General features: G+C 63.8%; 15 protein-coding genes. 11 read left to right on the top strand and 4 right to left on the bottom strand.

Annotated features, from left to right (window positions below):
• Position 1 precedes the first annotated feature (1 nt).
• From prcA to DAD99_RS19155, 11 genes are all read left to right on the top strand, one after another.
• Positions 2-733, top strand: coding sequence for a proteasome subunit alpha (prcA, locus tag DAD99_RS19205; RefSeq protein WP_193342816.1), 732 nt, complete (start codon positions 2-4; stop codon positions 731-733).
• 1 nt (position 734) lies between these two features.
• Complete coding sequence (gene pafA, locus DAD99_RS19200) at positions 735-2,099, top strand: Pup--protein ligase (protein WP_185260554.1); 1,365 nt, start codon at positions 735-737, stop codon at positions 2,097-2,099.
• A 110-nt stretch (positions 2,100-2,209) separates the two neighbouring features.
• Positions 2,210-3,151, top strand: a complete 942-nt coding sequence (locus DAD99_RS19195; protein WP_193342815.1) for an FKBP-type peptidyl-prolyl cis-trans isomerase — start codon at positions 2,210-2,212, stop codon at positions 3,149-3,151.
• Positions 3,152-3,192: 41 nt separating this feature from the next.
• On the top strand, positions 3,193-3,588 hold the full coding sequence (locus DAD99_RS19190) for an FKBP-type peptidyl-prolyl cis-trans isomerase (protein WP_193342814.1): 396 nt from the start codon (positions 3,193-3,195) through the stop codon (positions 3,586-3,588).
• A gap of 105 nt (positions 3,589-3,693) precedes the next feature.
• On the top strand, positions 3,694-5,679 hold the full coding sequence (locus DAD99_RS19185) for a YafY family protein (RefSeq protein ID WP_193342813.1): 1,986 nt from the start codon (positions 3,694-3,696) through the stop codon (positions 5,677-5,679).
• Between the two features lie 10 nt (positions 5,680-5,689).
• Positions 5,690-6,043, top strand: a complete 354-nt coding sequence (locus tag DAD99_RS19180) for a hypothetical protein (protein ID WP_193342812.1) — start codon at positions 5,690-5,692, stop codon at positions 6,041-6,043.
• 32 nt (positions 6,044-6,075) lie between these two features.
• Complete coding sequence (gene tatA / locus DAD99_RS19175) at positions 6,076-6,351, top strand: Sec-independent protein translocase subunit TatA (protein WP_193342811.1); 276 nt, start codon at positions 6,076-6,078, stop codon at positions 6,349-6,351.
• Between the two features lie 48 nt (positions 6,352-6,399).
• Positions 6,400-7,194 (top strand): twin-arginine translocase subunit TatC, encoded by a 795-nt coding sequence (gene tatC, locus DAD99_RS19170; RefSeq protein WP_193342810.1) that lies wholly within the window; start codon positions 6,400-6,402, stop codon positions 7,192-7,194.
• A gap of 24 nt (positions 7,195-7,218) precedes the next feature.
• Positions 7,219-10,128, top strand: a complete 2,910-nt coding sequence (locus tag DAD99_RS19165; RefSeq protein ID WP_193342809.1) for an RNA helicase — start codon at positions 7,219-7,221, stop codon at positions 10,126-10,128.
• A 64-nt stretch (positions 10,129-10,192) separates the two neighbouring features.
• A complete protein-coding gene (locus DAD99_RS19160; protein WP_193342808.1) occupies positions 10,193-11,848 on the top strand; it encodes an amidohydrolase in 1,656 nt (551 codons plus the stop codon).
• A gap of 117 nt (positions 11,849-11,965) precedes the next feature.
• Positions 11,966-12,709: a polyprenol monophosphomannose synthase gene (locus DAD99_RS19155; RefSeq protein ID WP_185260563.1), complete on the top strand. Its 744-nt coding sequence runs from the start codon at positions 11,966-11,968 to the stop codon at positions 12,707-12,709.
• Between the two features lie 142 nt (positions 12,710-12,851).
• On the opposite strand, the gene DAD99_RS19150 is transcribed toward DAD99_RS19155, so the two are convergent.
• The 4 genes from DAD99_RS19150 to DAD99_RS19135 form a co-directional block, all read right to left on the bottom strand.
• Entirely contained in the window at positions 12,852-13,199 is a 348-nt protein-coding gene (locus DAD99_RS19150) for an RNA polymerase-binding protein RbpA (RefSeq protein WP_185260564.1), read from the bottom strand.
• A 248-nt stretch (positions 13,200-13,447) separates the two neighbouring features.
• A complete protein-coding gene (locus tag DAD99_RS19145; protein ID WP_193342807.1) occupies positions 13,448-14,398 on the bottom strand; it encodes an SPFH domain-containing protein in 951 nt (316 codons plus the stop codon).
• Positions 14,399-14,430: 32 nt separating this feature from the next.
• Positions 14,431-14,895, bottom strand: coding sequence for an NfeD family protein (locus tag DAD99_RS19140; protein WP_193342806.1), 465 nt, complete (start codon positions 14,893-14,895; stop codon positions 14,431-14,433).
• Positions 14,896-14,997: 102 nt separating this feature from the next.
• The gene (locus DAD99_RS19135; protein WP_193342805.1) at positions 14,998-15,885 is read right to left on the bottom strand and encodes a methyltransferase domain-containing protein; all 888 of its coding nucleotides are present in this window, start codon (positions 15,883-15,885) and stop codon (positions 14,998-15,000) included.
• Positions 15,886-15,901 lie beyond the last annotated feature (16 nt).

The raw sequence follows: 15,901 nt of genomic DNA, 5'->3' as shown, positions 1-15,901 counted from the left end.
GATGACGCAGCAGTTTTATGTCTCGCCTGAACAACTGATGAAGGACCGTGCGGACTTCGCACGGAAGGGCATCGCCCGCGGCAGGTCCGTGGTGGTCATCAGCTGCCAGGACGGCATCGCCCTGGTCGCCGAAAATCCTTCGCCCTCACTTCACAAAATCGGCGAGATTTACGACAAAATCGCCTTTGCCGCCGTCGGCAAGTACAACGAATTCGAAAGCCTCCGCCAGGCCGGGGTGCGCTACGCGGATGTCCGTGGTTACTCCTACGACCGCGAGGACGTCACAGCGCGGGGGCTCGCCAGCGTCTATGCGCAAAGCCTCGGCGCGGTTTTCACCGCCGAACAGAAACCCTTTGAAGTGGAACTGGCGGTCGCCGAAGTTGGCCCCACACCGGAACTTGACCACCTCTACCGGCTCACATTCGACGGGTCCATCGCAGACGAGCACGGCTTCATCGTCATGGGCGGCCAGGCGGAGCGTGTCTCTGCGGTCATCGCCGAGGGCTGGCAACCATCCCTGAGGTTCGCCGGTGCTGTCCGCCTTGCTACCGGCGGCCTGTCCAGCAGCGCTGACCAGGCTGCTGAGCAGGGCGAAGCGGCAGGAACCCTTCCTGCCAAGGCCGTGGAAGTTGCCGTCCTGGACAGGCAGTCGGAGACCTCCCGGGGTTTCCGCAGGGCCTTCCGGCGGCTCAACGATGCTGATATCACGGCGCTGCTTGCTGAGGAGGACTGAGATGGACAAGAGGATCTTCGGTATCGAGACCGAGTTCGGAATCTCGTATTCAAGCCCCGATTCGAGGCCGTTGGCCCCGGAAGAGGTGGCCCGCTACCTGTTCCGCAAGGTGGTCAGCTGGGGACGGTCATCCAACGTGTTCCTGACCAACGGTTCCCGGCTGTACCTCGACGTCGGCTCACACCCTGAGTACGCCACGGCCGAATGCGACGACCTGGCACAGCTCATCGCGCACGACCGCGCTGGCGAGCTGATCCTGGACGACCTCGTTGACGAGGCACAGGCAAGGCTGGCCGCGGAAGGTTTCAACGGAACGGTCTACCTGTTCAAGAACAACACCGATTCGGCTGGCAACTCCTATGGCAGCCATGAAAATTACCTGATCCCGCGTCGAGGCGAATTCTCCCGGCTAGCGGAGATCCTCATCCCCTTCCTGGTGACCCGCCAGCTGATCGCCGGGGCAGGAAAGATCCTGAAGACTCCGCACGGAGCCACGTATGCGTTTTCCCAACGGGCAGACCACATCTGGGAAGGCGTATCCTCGGCCACCACCCGCTCACGGCCCATCATCAACACCCGGGACGAACCCCACGCTGACGCCGAGTTCTTCCGCCGGCTCCATGTCATTGTGGGCGACTCCAACATGTCCGAAACCACAGCCTTGCTCAAGGTCGGAACCGTGGACCTCATCCTGCGCATGATCGAGGCGGGGGTGATCATGCGCGATATGAGGATGGAAAACCCCATCCGCAGCATCCGCGAGATTTCCCACGACCTCAGTGGAAGGGCACTGGTCCGCCTGGCCAACGGCCGCCAGCTCACAGCACTGGAGATCCAGCAGGAGTACCTCACCAAGGTCACCGCCTTTGTCCAGGAACACGGGGCCCACAATCCGCACGTTCCGTTCATCCTCGATCTTTGGCAACGGACCTTGAACGCGATCGAAAGTGGTGACACCAGCACCATTGACACGGAAATCGACTGGGCCATCAAGAAAAAACTGATGGACAACTACCGGCAGCGGCACGGCCTGGGGCTCGACGCACCCAGGATCGCCCAGCTGGATCTTACTTACCATGACATTTCCCGAAGCCGCGGCCTGTACTACATCCTGCAGTCCAGGGGTGCTGTTCGCCGGGTCGTGGACGATACTTTGATCAAAGACGCCGTGGACGTTCCGCCGCAATCCACCCGGGCCAAGCTGCGGGGCGATTTCGTCAGGCGCGCCCAGGAACTGGGCAGGGACTACACGGTTGACTGGGTGCACCTGAAACTGAACGACCGCGCGCACCAGACCATTCTGTGCAAGGATCCCTTCCGGAGCGTCGATGAGCGGGTGGATGCCCTTCTGGGCTCTATGGGCTGACGTTCAGGTTCACGGGCTATCCTTGATAGGGCCGTTCCTTGGCCTTGAAGCGGTGCCGAGCGCCTGATCCCGGCACCGCGTCCACCCTGCCCCGACGAAAGTTCTCTTACGTGCGCCGACTCCTAGCAATTCTGATCCCCGGCCTGTTGCTGCTTACCGCTTGTGGCGGTTCACCCGCAGCACCGGAACCCACCAGCCAGTCTGCCGGTGACACTGCCAAGTTCGACTCCCTGAAACTGACGGACAACGGGGACAAGAAGGCTCCCGGTGTCGAGTTCTCCAAGCCCCTCGAGGTCACCGAACCCACCATCAAGGTGGTCACAGAAGGCGAGGGCGACCGGGTCAAAGAGAACCAGGTCGCAAACATCTCCATCCTCGCGCTCAGCGGTGCTGATGGATCCACGCTGGAGGACACTTTCCCCGGAGAGCCCGAACCGCTGGAGCTGAACGAGGAACTGAAGACCGGAAGCCCTGTCATCTACAGCGCGTTTGTTGGCTCCAAGGTCGGCTCGAGCCTTGCCTTGGCCATTCCCGGCCAGGCCGTATCCGCAGAAGGCGGCGCCGCCCAGCCAACGCAGCTTCTCCTGATCAAAGTGCTCTCCACCAAGGATGTCGCGCCGTCTGTTCCTCCGCTCGCAAAGCCCGAAGGCGAGACTGTCACCCCGCCGGCCGGCCTGCCGACCGTAAAGGACAACGACCAGGGCGTCCCGGAGATCTCCGTTGACGGCATCGCTGCGCCTGCTGCACTCGTGTCCCAGGACCTGATCAAGGGCACCGGCGCTGCGGTTAAGGAAACAGACACCCTGACCGTCAACTACGTTGGCGTCAACCTCGTTGGCGGCACTAAATTTGATTCAAGCTTTGACCGCGGCGAACCGGCCAGCTTCCCGTTGACCGGCGTGATTCCGGGCTGGACCCAGGGACTGGCCGGAAAGACGGTGGGCTCCCGGGTCCTCCTGGTGGTCCCCAAGGACCTCGCCTACGGTGATGCCGGCCAGGGCGAAGCCAAGGGCGACCTTGTCTTCGTCGTGGACATCCTCGGCGTCAAGTAAACAGCAACACATCACCCACCCCATTAATCAAAGGAGCAACCATGTCATTTGGTCAGCGCGATTTCGACCGCCAGAAGCCGGAAATTGACTTCCCGCAAGGCGATGTCCCCACCGAACTGGTCATTACCGACCTCATCGACGGTGACGGTGCCGAGGCCAAAAAGGGCGACACCGTTTCGACCCACTACGTCGGCGTGGCCTGGTCCACCGGCGAAGAATTTGACGCTTCCTGGGGCCGCGGCGCCCCGCTGGACTTCCGCGTCGGCGTGGGCCAGGTCATCCAGGGCTGGGACCAGGGCCTGCTGGGCATGAAGGTGGGCGGCCGCCGTCGCCTGGAGATTCCTTCCGAACTGGCATACGGCTCCCGCGGCGCCGGCGGAGCCATCGGCCCCAACGAAGCGCTGATCTTCGTGGTGGACCTCGTGGGCGTCCGCTGACCGAAACATTGCAGGGCCGGAGGGCGCGGTAACAATCAGGGTTCTGTTTTCCTGTTGTTGCCGCGCTTTCTGCTTTCCACGGAGGAGTTTAGTAACGTAGCCAGCGTGTCCGTCTCCCGTACTGAACGCCTGCTGAATCTCCTGATCGCCCTCCTGAACACAAAATACGGCCTGCGCCGTGCAGAGTTGCGGGTGAAGGTCTACCATGACACGTCCGGCAACGACGTGGCCTTCGGCAGGATGTTTGAGCGGGACAAGAATGACCTCCGTCAGTTCGGCTTCGATGTGGAAACCGTGACGGACCACGGCTGGAGCGAAGATGACCCGGCCACCACCCGCTACCGCATCGGCAAGGAATCGAACCGGCTGCCCGATGTGCAGCTCAGCCCGGGGGAGTGGACCGTCCTGCTGCTGGCGTCCCAGCTGTGGGAGCGTGCCGCCCTGGGAACCGCCGCCGCCAACGCTCTCCGCAAGCTCCAGGCCTCCAGCACCCTGTCCGACGTTGAACTTCCCGTTGGCGTCCAGCCGCGGATCCGGCCGGCGGGCCAGGCTTTTGATGACGTGGTGGCGGCCATGCACGCCCAGCACCCCGTCAGCTTCCCCTACCTGGCAGGTTCCACCGGTAAGGAAGAGCAACGGATGGTGGAGCCGTGGGGCCTCGGCAGCCGCTTTGGCCAGTGGTATCTGACCGGCTACGACCGCTCACGCCAGGCACCGCGCCACTTCAGGCTTTCCCGGTTCACGGGCCCCGTCACGGTGTTGGAGAAGGAATCTTACTCGGCGCCGCCGAACTTCAATGTCCGTGCAGAACTGGACCGGCTTCCGGAACTCCCGCTCCGGAGCGCCGTCGTAGATGTCCGGGAGGGCCGCCTCCTTGGCCTGCGCCGGCGCACCATGACGGTTCCCGCCGGGGGTGCGGGAACGCCCGACGCCGGCTACGAACGTCTGGAGGTCAACTACAGGGACGTTGAGGTACTGGCCGAGGAGCTTGCCTCCTACGGCCCCGACGCTGTGGCACATGCTCCCAACAAGCTCGTGGCTGCTGTGCGGCACCGGCTGCGCAACGCGGCCGCCTTCTGTGCCGCTCCCAGCCCTGCCTATCTGTTTACCGATGCACCGCGGGGCCGCGCCACCCGAAAACGAACCTCTGAGGACCAGCTCAAACGCATGCTGCAGCTGGTTCCGTTCCTGGTCCACAACCAGGGCCTCCACATCAAGGATGTCGCGGCGCGCTTTGATGTAACGCCCGGGGAGCTGGAAAGCGACCTGCGGATCCTCATCTGCTCCGGACTTCCAGAGGGATACCCGGACGACCTCCTGGACATCCACTGGGAAGAGGGCCATGTTTACATCACCCAGGACCTGGATCTCAAGAAACCCGTCCGGTTTACTGTGGACGAGGCCTGTGCGCTGCTGACCGGGCTTGAGACGCTCAACGGGCTTCCCGAACTTGCCGAGGGCAGCGCACTGGAGTCCGTTACCCTGAAGCTGATGGCAGCGGCCGGCGAAGAAGGGCTCCGGGCAGGTTCGCTTGCCGGTCCGGAGGTTGGGCCCGCTGATTCGGCCCTCCTTGACGTTGTCCGTGGGGCCATCCAGGAACGGTCGCAGCTGCGGCTCGTGTACTTATCCGCCCAGCGCGACCAGGTTTCAGAACGTGACGTGGATCCGCTCCGCCTGTATTCCCTGGATAACACCTGGTACTTCGAGGCTTACTGCCATGCGGCCCAGGGGCTGCGGAACTTCAGGCTGGACAGGGTCCAGGCGGTCCACCCGAACGGACGCTCCGCATCCACGCAGGTCCGGGCCGGGGATAGCTTCCCGGCCAAGCTGTTCACCCCGAATGACGACGACACCACGGTCCTCGTTCAGCTCACCAGGCAGGGCGCCGGCCTGGCGGACGACTATTACGCCGAACGTGTGGCACCTCTTCCCGGCGGCGGCCTTGTTGCCGAGATACGGTTCGGCAGCACGGCCTGGCTGCCCATGTTCGTGGCCCAGCATGGTGGGGCCGCCAGGATTCTTGAACCTTCCGAGCTTGGGGCGGCGGCGCTGGAGTGGATCGAGGCGGCCCTGGCCCGGTACGGCAGCTAGACTCGTCAGCATGCCTTGGTGGTCCTGGATCCTGATCTGGATTGCGCTTATTGCGCTCTCCCTGCTCTTTTATGTCCTTCTGGGCATCCGGCTCTACCGCCAGTTCATGTTGGTCATGAAAGACCTGGGGGCCGCCGGAACCAAAGTGTCGCATCTGGCACCGGCAGCGACCACGGCGGATGACGGCTTAAGGCCGGCAGAATCGGTTCAGCCGGGTGCGGCTGTTTTTGCCTCACCGGCCCAGATGCGTCATGATTACGACGCGTCCAAGTCATCCCGCCGGGAGGACCGCCGCCAGAGGCGGATCCAGCGGAGGCGCGACCGGGGCCAGCCCCAGTCACTTCGCGATCTCAATCTCAGTTAGACGTAGGATGTTGTAAGAGGAAAGGATTTCCCGTGGGAAGACTCTTTGATGGCCCGTGGCCAATTGTCATTATCATCGTCGTTGCGCTGCTGCTTTTCGCCGCGCCCAAACTCCCTGCCATGGCGCGCAGCCTTGGCCAGTCAATGCGGATCATCAAGTCCGAGGTCAAGGAAATGAAGAACGACGGCAAAACCGATACTACCGACACGGCTTCCGGCCCGGTGGAAGGCAAAATCATCAACCATCCGCCGGCGAAGCCCGGTGAGCCGACCGACGGCACTGACGTTCCGCCGTCGACCCGCGCTTAACCCGAAGTGGCAGTGACGCGGGGCCGTAAGTCCAACCCCGAGGGGCGGATGGCTCTTTGGGACCACCTCAAGGAGCTCAAGAACCGGCTGATCAAATCGGCAATCGCCGTGCTGCTCGCCGGCGTGGGCGGCTGGTTCCTTTACGACCCTGTTGTCGCCAGCCTGTCGGACCCGCTGGTTTCCATTGCCCGGGATACGGGGCGGACCGCGGTCCTGAACTTTGCGACCATCGCAGATCCTTTTGCGTTCAAGATCCAGATTGCCATCCAGATAGGGCTGGTTATCTCCAGTCCTGTCTGGATCTATCAGGTGTGGGCTTTTATCACGCCGGGTCTGACCAAGAAGGAACGCGGCTACACGCTCGGCTTTATGACGGCCGCTGTGCCCCTGTTCCTGGCTGGTGTGTTTGTCGCCTGGCTCGTGTTCCCCACCGTGGTCAGGGCGCTGCTGCAGTTCACACCCGCGACCGGTGCCAACAACATCTCGGCCACCGACTACCTGACGTTTGCCACGCAGATGTTGCTCATCCTCGGGATCTCTTTCCTGGTCCCCGTGATCCTGGTCGGCATCAACATGGCTGGCGTGGTCAGGGGCAGGACCATCCTCAAAGCCTGGCGGATTATCGTCTTCCTGGTTTTTGTCCTTGCTGCACTGGCCGCACCCGGCACGGACGCGCTGTCCATGTTCCTGCTTGCTGCGCCGCTGTTGATTCTGTTTTTCGCGGCGATCGGGCTCTGCATCTTTAACGACAAGCGCCGTGACAAGCGCGTGGCGAAACAGGCTGCTGAGACGGACGCGACAGCCGACATCGCTACGCCCGGCAACGACCTGAAGAACCTGTAGCGCGCGGCGCACTAGGCTTGAGGCATGTCCTCTATCTCCGGGCCACTCTCGCCCTCTGAAAGCTACCGGGCCAGCGCGGAACGCACGGCCGAAGCGGGCACCTACCTCGGCGGGTTTGTCCGTACCCTCGATTTTGAACTTGACGAATTCCAGCGCCTCGCCTGCCGCTCCCTGCAGGAGGGCAAGGGAGTGCTGGTGGCTGCCCCCACCGGTGCCGGGAAGACCATAGTGGGCGAATTTGCCATCTACCTGGCGTTGGAACGAAACCTCAAGGCTTTCTATACAACGCCCATCAAGGCACTAAGCAATCAGAAGTTCACGGAACTTTCCGAAAAGTACGGTGCGGAAAACGTCGGCCTCCTGACAGGGGACACGAGCATCAATGGCGACGCCCCCGTTGTGGTTATGACCACGGAAGTCCTCCGGAACATGCTCTATGCAGACTCCGAAACCCTGGATGACCTCGGCTTTGTAGTGATGGACGAAGTTCACTACCTCGCGGACCGCTTCCGTGGTGCCGTATGGGAGGAAGTCATCATCCACCTTCCCAGTGAAGTCCAGGTAGCTTCCCTCAGCGCCACAGTGTCCAACGCGGAAGAATTCGGCGCGTGGCTGGATACTGTGCGCGGCGACACCGACATCATCGTTTCCGAGCACCGGCCGGTTCCCCTCTGGCAGCACGTCATGGTGGGCCGCGACATCGTGGACCTGTTCGCTGGCGAAACCACGTTCGACGAGATCGCCCCGCCCGCGGACGCTGAGACCGGAGCTCCGATACCGGTCCAGGATCGGCTCACCGCGGCCACCAAAGACGCCGACGGCCAGGGGTTCGAGGTCAATCCTGACCTGCTCAGGATGGCCCGCAGCGAGGGCCAGCAAAGCTTCACCGGACGCTTCGGCCACGGCGGCCGGAGCCAGCGCCGGCAGCACCGTCAACGGACAGAGGAGCGCGCCCGGCAAGGCGCCCAGCCCGGCGCTGTCCGGAGGGCCAGCCGGCCCCAGGTCATCGCGAGCCTGGACCGGCAGGACCTCCTGCCTGCCATCACGTTCATCTTCTCGCGGGCAGGCTGCGATGCCGCAGTTGCCCAGTGTGTCTCTTCCGGACTCTGGCTGACCACGGAGAAAGAGCAGCAGATCATTGCCCGGCGCGTTGACGAGGCCGGGCAGGACATCCCGTCCGATGACCTGGACGTCCTCGGCTTCTGGACGTGGCGGGACGGCCTCCTCCGTGGTTTCGCGGCACATCATGCCGGCATGCTTCCCACCTTCAAGGAAGTGGTGGAGAAGCTTTTCGTTGAGGGCCTGGTCAAGGCTGTGTTTGCGACCGAAACGCTGGCACTGGGCGTCAACATGCCCGCCCGCTCCGTGGTCCTGGAAAAACTCGACAAGTTCAATGGCGAGGCCCATGTGGACATCACCGCGGGGGAGTACACGCAGCTGACCGGCCGCGCGGGCCGCCGCGGCATCGATGTCGAAGGCCATGCGGTTGTCCTCTGGCAGCCGGGCACGGACCCTGCCGCCGTTGCCGGCCTCGCCTCTAGGCGTACCTATCCGCTGAACTCAAGTTTCCGGCCGACGTACAACATGAGCATCAACCTGTTGGCACAGTTTGGCCGCGCCCGTGCGCGGGAAATCCTTGAATCCTCCTTCGCGCAGTTCCAGGCGGACCGGTCCGTTGTTGGACTTGCCAAGCAGGTGCGCAGCCGCGAAGAGTCACTCGCCGGATACGCGAAGTCCATGACTTGCCACCTCGGAGACTTCACCGAGTATGCCCGGTTGCGCCGGGAACTGTCTGACGCCGAAAATATCACCTCCCGCAGCAAGACCCGCGCCCACAAGTCCCTAAACGAAGACTCGCTGGCGCGGCTGATGCCCGGCGACGTGGTGGACGTCCCGGGAGGGCGGGCCCCCGGGCCAGCGATTGTGCTGAGCTCGGACCACAGCGGCAGGGAACCACGGCCGGCCATCCTCACGCTCGACAACCAGCTCAGGCGAATCGGCACGGAGGACCTTGAAGGCCCCATCGCGCCCCTGACACGGATCCGGATCCCGAAGTCGTTCAACGCGAAGGTCCCCAAGGCGCGGCGTGACCTCGCATCGTCGGCCCGGAATGCCCTTCGCGAGAACCGCCCGCCGGCACCCGGCCGCAGCACCGACTTTGGCTTGGGATCCGTACTGCCGCATCAGGAAAAACGGATCACGGAACTTCGCAGGGCACTCCGCGCCCACCCCTGCCACGGCTGCAGCGAGCGTGAAGACCACGCACGCTGGTCCGAGCGGTGGTGGAAGCTGCGCCGGGAGACGGATGCCCTGGCCCGGCAGATCCAAGGCCGGACCAACACCATTGCCAAAACGTTCGATCGTGTCTGCGACGTCCTTTCCGCCTATGGCTACCTGGAAGCAGGAGCTGACGGTCGGCTGGCCATCAGCCCGGACGGCCAGCGGCTCCGCCGGATCTATGGCGAGAAAGACCTGCTGATTTCGCAAGCACTGCGGCTGGGCGCACTCAACGACCTCGACGCCGTCGAAGTAGCAGCCCTGGCCAGCGTCCTGGTCTACCAGGCCAAACGCGAGGACAGGGGCCTCCGCCCGCGGATGCCCAGCATCTCGCTTGAATCGTCCGTGGACGTGGTGATCAGGGAATGGTCGGCCCTGGAGGACGTGGAAGAGGCAAATAAGCTGCCGCTCACCGCTGAACCCGAGCTGGGTCTGGTCTGGCCCATGTACAAATGGGCCAAGGGAAAGCACCTCCAGGAAGTACTGAACGGCACAGACCTGGCGGCGGGCGATTTTGTCCGCTGGGTCAAACAGGTCATCGACCTTCTCGACCAGCTCGCCAAGATTCCCGGCTTGGATCCGCGGGTGTCCAGGCTTTGTGCAGAAGCGATTTCGCTCATCCGCCGCGGCGTCGTGGCCTACTCTTCCGTACTTTGATGAACCCGCCCTGATCTACTGGCACTCCGACTTCTTCCCCCTAGCCTCAGGAGCTTTCGCCCGCATGACCACTGAACGTTCCACCACGCCCGCACCGCACGAGCGAAAGGTGGTCCTCTACCGCAACGGCTCGGTCTACACGGCAGCGGACCCCTTTGCCACCGCCATGCTGGTTGATGGCGACACCGTTGCCTGGGTTGGCTCAGAGCAGGCGGCCTCCTCCATTGCCGACAGCTCCATGGAAATCATCGACCTCCATGGAGCCCTCGTCGCGCCGGGGTTTGTCGACTCCCACGTCCACCTCACCGAAACCGGCATCGCGCTGGGTTCCCTCCAGCTGGGCGGGATGCGGTCCGCCCGGCAATTGCTCGATGCTGTGGCCGCAGCCAAGGGTGACGGCCCCCTGCTGGGTCACGGCTGGGATGAATCCACGTGGGAGGACCCTGCCCTGCCGGCGGCCGAGGAACTTGAGCTGGCGGCGGGCGGCAGGTCGGTGTTCCTGGCCAGGGTAGATGCGCATTCGGCGTTGGTTTCATCCTCGCTGGCTGCCGCCGCCGGGCTCGGCGGTCTCGACGGCTACACCACAGGTTCACAGGTGAAGCGGGCCGCCCATACGGCGGCCCGCCAGGAAGCACGGCGGCTCCCGGAAGCCAGCCTGCTGGCTTACCAGCGACGCGCTCTGACCGAAGCGGCTGAAAACGGTTACGTGGCACTGGCGGAGATGGCCGCACCGCATATCGGCGGAGTTTCCGACCTCCGTCTGGCCGCCACATGGAACACAGCCTCCGGCGAGGCCATGCCGGAGATCCTGCCGTATTGGGGCGAACTGGCCACCTCAGAGGAGCAGGCCCGGGCGCTGCTGGACGACCTGGGGGTATCCGTGCGCGGCCTGGCAGGCGACCTCAACATTGACGGTTCCATCGGCTCCAGGACAGCGGCCCTGAGGGCAGGCTACAGCGATGCCACGGGGGAGCGGGGCAACCTGTACGTCTCGGCAGAGCAGGCCGGCGCCCACCTGGCGGCCTGTTCGCTGCTGGGCATTCAGGGCGGCTTCCACGTCATCGGCGACGCGGGACTTGATGCCGCGCTGGAGGCTCTGGAAATCGCGGCTGCCGACGTAGGGGAGCAGCGGATCCGTGCCGCCGGCCACCGTTTCGAGCATGTGGAACTGGCAGACGCCGACGCAGTTCAGCAACTGGCCCGCTACGCCGTCACCGTCAGCGCCCAGCCAGGCTTCGACGCTGCCTGGGGGAGCGACGGCGGAATGTATGCGCAGCGTCTGGGGAGCCGAAGCCGGTCCATGAACCCGTATGCCTCGTTCTACGCTGCCGGAGTCCCGATCAGCTTCGGCAGCGACAGCCCGGTGACACCGCTCCGCCCGTGGTCCAGCGTCCGCGCCTGTCTGGAACACCACAACCACGCTGAACGGATCTCGGCCCGGGCAGCATTCCTCGGCCACACCCGCGCGGGGTGGCGGGCAGCCAAGTACCACAATCCCATGGCCGGGCAACTGGTTCCCGGCGCACCAGCAAGTTTTGCCGTCTGGGAAGTTGAGGAGCTCATGGTCCAGGTGGCGGACGGACGGGTCCAGTCCTGGAGCACGGATCCGCGGGCCCGAACGCCTCTCCTCCCGGCACTGGATACCGGCGCGGACCCGGTGTGCCTGCAGACGATGAGGGACGGCATCGAACTGTATTCCAGTACCGCACTGCGGTCCTGACCGCAGACACCGGCCAGCGCCCCAACAAAGCGCCCTATAATAGGTAGTTGCGCCTGACCGCCAGCTATTACCCTGCAGTTCAGCCGCTCCGACCGCTCCCGTCCAGGAAGGCCCTTTGTGCGCGTCCTCACCATCATTCCTACTTACAACGAGCTGGAATCGCTGCCCAAGACCCTGCAACGCCTGCGTGCAGCCGTGCCGGCTTCCGACGTTCTGGTGGTGGATGACAACAGCCCGGACGGCACCGGGCAGCTTGCTGACGGCCTTGCCGCCGAGGATACACAAGTCCACGTCCTGCACCGCAAAGGCAAGGCCGGGCTGGGAGCCGCTTACATCGCCGGGTTCAAGTGGGGGCTCGAGGCAGGCTATGACGTGCTGGTGGAAATGGATGCGGACGGCTCACACCAGCCCGAACAGCTCCCCCAGCTGCTGGAAGCCGTTGAACAGGGCGCAGACCTTGCCATGGGATCCCGCTGGGTGCCCGGCGGCAGCGTGGTCAACTGGCCGCTGTACCGGCAGGCGATTTCACGCGTTGGCAGCACCTACGCCCGGCTGATGCTGGGCCTGAAGATCAAGGACGTCACCGGCGGCTACCGCGCGTTCCGGCGGACCACACTGGAAAAATTGAACCTTGACCTGGTCGATTCAGTGGGCTACGGCTTCCAGGTTGACTTGGCGTGGCGTGTAGCCAAGCTGGGCCTCCGAATCGAGGAACGCCCCATTACGTTCGTTGAGCGCGAACTCGGAGCGTCAAAGATGAGCGGCAACATTGTTGTTGAGGCCATGGTCAACGTCACCCGGTGGGGCCTGCAGGCGCGCTGGAACAAGCTCACAGGCAAGAAAGATCCGGCACAGGGCTGACCTGCAACAGCAGCTGGGACAAAAGATAAGGGCCGGCCCGGTAACGTGATCACGTTGCCGGGCCGGCCCTTTCTCAATCATTCAGCTCGCGTCAGTCCATGACGCTGTGACCTCTGCCGAGGGCTGTGACCGCCGCTTGGGGTCAGGCCGTGCGCCGTTCGCCACGGCGTTCGCGCAGGATGGTCAGCCGGTCCTCGAGGATCTGCTCCAGTTCCGGAAGGGAACGGCGCTCCAGGAGCATGTCCCAGTGGGTTCGGACAGCCTTTTCGTTGCTGGTGTCCGGGCGTTCGCCGTCAACGAGGAGCGCGTCCTTGCCGGTCTTGGAAACCCACACAGGAGGAATTTCAGCCTCTGAAGAGAACGTCACGAAGACCTGCTCGCCGTCCTCGCACCGGTATTCGACACGCTGGCGCGGAGCCGGCTCAACGCCGGACTCGGTCTCCATGCTCTGCGCGCCAAGGCGCATACCCCGCAGGCTGCGATCGCTCATGTTTTCTCCCTCTGGTCGGTTCGCGGAGCAGGACTCCACGCAAGCCGGACCGGCATAACCGCCCCGGACTACTGTGTGCACTGTGCTGCATCATATGATTCAACGCATTGCGAAGCATTCTTGTTCCAGCGGATCTGGTCCGACCGGACAAATACTCAATTATACCGGCGTGGGGCCAAGCCGCAAAACGGGAGGGGACCCGCGGCGAATCGCGGATCCCCTCCCGGCCCGTCTGAGGCAGATCCCGGTCAGGACCCAGGCTGTTTGGCAGGTTCCTCGTCGAACAGCCCGGTGCCGTCGGCGCCCGGATCAGGATTGGTGCCGCCCAGTGCCTGGCCGATGCCCTTGAGTGCCTCACCAATTTCGCTGGGAATGATCCAGAGCTTGTTCGATGAGCCCTCTGCGATCTTCGGAAGCGTCTGGAGGTACTGGTAGGCCAACAGCTTCTGGTCGGGGTTGCCCTTGTGGATGGCATCGAAGACCTTCTGGATGGCCTGTGCCTCACCGTCTGCACGAAGGATGGCTGCCTTGGCGTCGCCCTCGGCTGCAAGGATCGATGCTTGCCGCTGACCTTCGGCCGTAAGGATGGCAGACTGCTTGGTGCCTTCGGCGGTGAGGATCGCAGCGCGGCGGTCTCGCTCGGCCCGCATCTGCTTCTCCATAGAGTCCTGGATGGAGTGGGGCGGGTCAATGGCCTTGAGCTCCACGCGCGAGACGCGGATGCCCCATCGGCCGGTTGCCTCGTCCAATACACCGCGCAGCTGGCCGTTGATCTGGTCGCGGGATGTAAGCGCCTCTTCCAGATTCAGGCCGCCCACAACGTTACGCAGGGTGGTAGTGGTGAGCTGCTCCACGGCCTGGATGTAGTTGGCAATTTCATACGTGGCGGCGCGCGGGTCAGTGACCTGGAAATACACCACGGTGTCGATGGACACCACCAGGTTGTCTTCGGTGATGACCGGCTGCGGTGGAAAGGACACAACCTGCTCCCTCAGGTCCAGGAGCGGCAAGAGCCGGTCCACAAACGGGATCAGGATGGTGAGTCCCGGGTTGAGGGTCCGCTGGTATTTGCCGAGCCGTTCAACGACGCCGGCCCTCGCCTGCGGGATGATCCGCACTGAGCGGACCAATACAATAATCACGAACACGATCAGGACCACCAACACAATGGCCAAGGCGGCTCCTCCTGCGTTATCCATACGTCTCCTATTCCCCAATTGTTAGGCTGTACTTAGGACTGTGTGGACTGCTCCGGCGGGGCGGAGACCACTGCCGTGGCGCCGTCTATGGCGGAGACCACTGCTTTCTGACCGGCAGGCAGGACGCCGCCGGAGGACCTGGCACTCCAGACATCGCCCCCGATCTTGACGAGGCCGCCGGTGGAGCTGACCGCTTCCATCACAAGGGCCTGTTCGCCAATGAGCCGGTCTATGTTGGTGCGCTGGTCGGCGGGTCCTTTTTTCAGGTGGCTTAGTGCGACCGGGCGGACGAAAGCGATCATCAGCAGTGAGACGACGCAGAACAGCACGATCTGCAGCCACAAGTCAGTGCCGGCGAAATCCGCGACGAGCGCAGCAAGTGTTCCGCCGCCGAGCATGATGAAGAACAGGTCAAGGGTGATCATTTCGATCACCGCGAACGCGAGGAAGGCTGTGAGCCACAGGGCCCACCAGTTTTCGCCGAGCCATTCAAACATTCCGTCCCCCTTGACCTTCCGGTAGCTGTCTATCTATCCTAGTCCGCCGGGATGCAGGACGGCAGGTTGCGTGCAAAGCGGCTGTTGAACGTGTTCAAGTCGTTACTGTGCGGACGGCGCCAGGCCGAAGACGGTGAGCCGGAATCGCGCCTCCACCTGGGGGGACACGTCGCCGCTGCCGATTTTGGCGGCAATGGTCAGGCGGTCCAGATGGTGCCCGGCCGGACCCATAAAGGCCAGGTCAGCAAGCTCGCTGGGCGTAAGCACCATCTGGATATCCAGGTCCCGGGTGTACTCGGCGACAAAGTGCGGCGAGAGGGATTCTGCCAGCCGTGCGTCCTTATCGTCCTCGATGGACAGCATCCCTGCCTGCACGGCGATGGCAGCCAGGTGCCCGGCGCGCGGCGTCACCACCACCAGTCTCCCGCCGGGGCGGAGGACTCTGGCGAATTCGGCGGCATTGCGGGGAGCGAAGATCACCGTAATGGCGTCGATGGCGGCGTCGGCCACGGGAAGAGGCTGCCACACATCGCAGACGAGGCTGATGGCCTCGGGGTTGAGGCGCGCGGCGCGCCGGAGCGCGAACTTGGAGATGTCGAGCGCGACGGCGGTGCAACTGTTCGTAGTCCGCTGCAGCGCATCCAGCACCACCCTGAGGTAGTGGCCGGTCCCCGTGCCCGAATCGAGGACTGTGAAGGCTTCGCCAGAGGTTATCCCGGACACAACGGCGGCCGCGAGGGCGTCTGCCAGGGGACGGTAGTGCCCGCCGTCGAGGAAAGCGTAGCGGGCCGCCACCATCTCGGCGGTGTCGGATTCGAAGACTGTCCCCTTGCCCACCAGCAGGTTGTAGTAGCCCTGCTTCGCCGCATCGAAGCTGTGTCCGGATCCGCAGACCAGGGCCTCGCGGGCTGCATCAGCTGTGCCGCCCATGGGCTTCAGTGCGGCGCCGCACAACGGGCAGCGCAGCGGAGGGCGGGGGCTTGATGGCATACGGACTATCATAGGG

Source organism: Pseudarthrobacter sp. AB1 (assembly GCF_014926485.1).
Lineage (GTDB): Bacteria > Actinomycetota > Actinomycetes > Actinomycetales > Micrococcaceae > Arthrobacter.
Note: the sequence above shows the minus strand (reverse complement) of the source record. Positions and strands in the feature narration are given on the sequence as shown.

Bases quoted from the DNA above. Each gene is read 5' to 3' on its own strand.
- tatC (WP_193342810.1), top strand. From the start codon at position 6,400: ATGGCTCTTTGGGACCACCTCAAGGAGCTCAAGAACCGGCTGATCAAA.
- DAD99_RS19180 (WP_193342812.1), top strand. From the start codon at position 5,690: ATGCCTTGGTGGTCCTGGATCCTGATCTGGATTGCGCTTATTGCGCTC.
- pafA (WP_185260554.1), top strand. From the start codon at position 735: ATGGACAAGAGGATCTTCGGTATCGAGACCGAGTTCGGAATCTCGTAT.
- DAD99_RS19160 (WP_193342808.1), top strand. From the start codon at position 10,193: ATGACCACTGAACGTTCCACCACGCCCGCACCGCACGAGCGAAAGGTG.
- DAD99_RS19140 (WP_193342806.1), bottom strand. From the start codon at position 14,895: ATGTTTGAATGGCTCGGCGAAAACTGGTGGGCCCTGTGGCTCACAGCC.
- prcA (WP_193342816.1), top strand. From the start codon at position 2: ATGACGCAGCAGTTTTATGTCTCGCCTGAACAACTGATGAAGGACCGT.
- DAD99_RS19190 (WP_193342814.1), top strand. From the start codon at position 3,193: ATGTCATTTGGTCAGCGCGATTTCGACCGCCAGAAGCCGGAAATTGAC.
- DAD99_RS19165 (WP_193342809.1), top strand. From the start codon at position 7,219: ATGTCCTCTATCTCCGGGCCACTCTCGCCCTCTGAAAGCTACCGGGCC.
- DAD99_RS19135 (WP_193342805.1), bottom strand. From the start codon at position 15,885: ATGCCATCAAGCCCCCGCCCTCCGCTGCGCTGCCCGTTGTGCGGCGCC.
- DAD99_RS19145 (WP_193342807.1), bottom strand. From the start codon at position 14,398: ATGGATAACGCAGGAGGAGCCGCCTTGGCCATTGTGTTGGTGGTCCTG.
- DAD99_RS19150 (WP_185260564.1), bottom strand. From the start codon at position 13,199: ATGAGCGATCGCAGCCTGCGGGGTATGCGCCTTGGCGCGCAGAGCATG.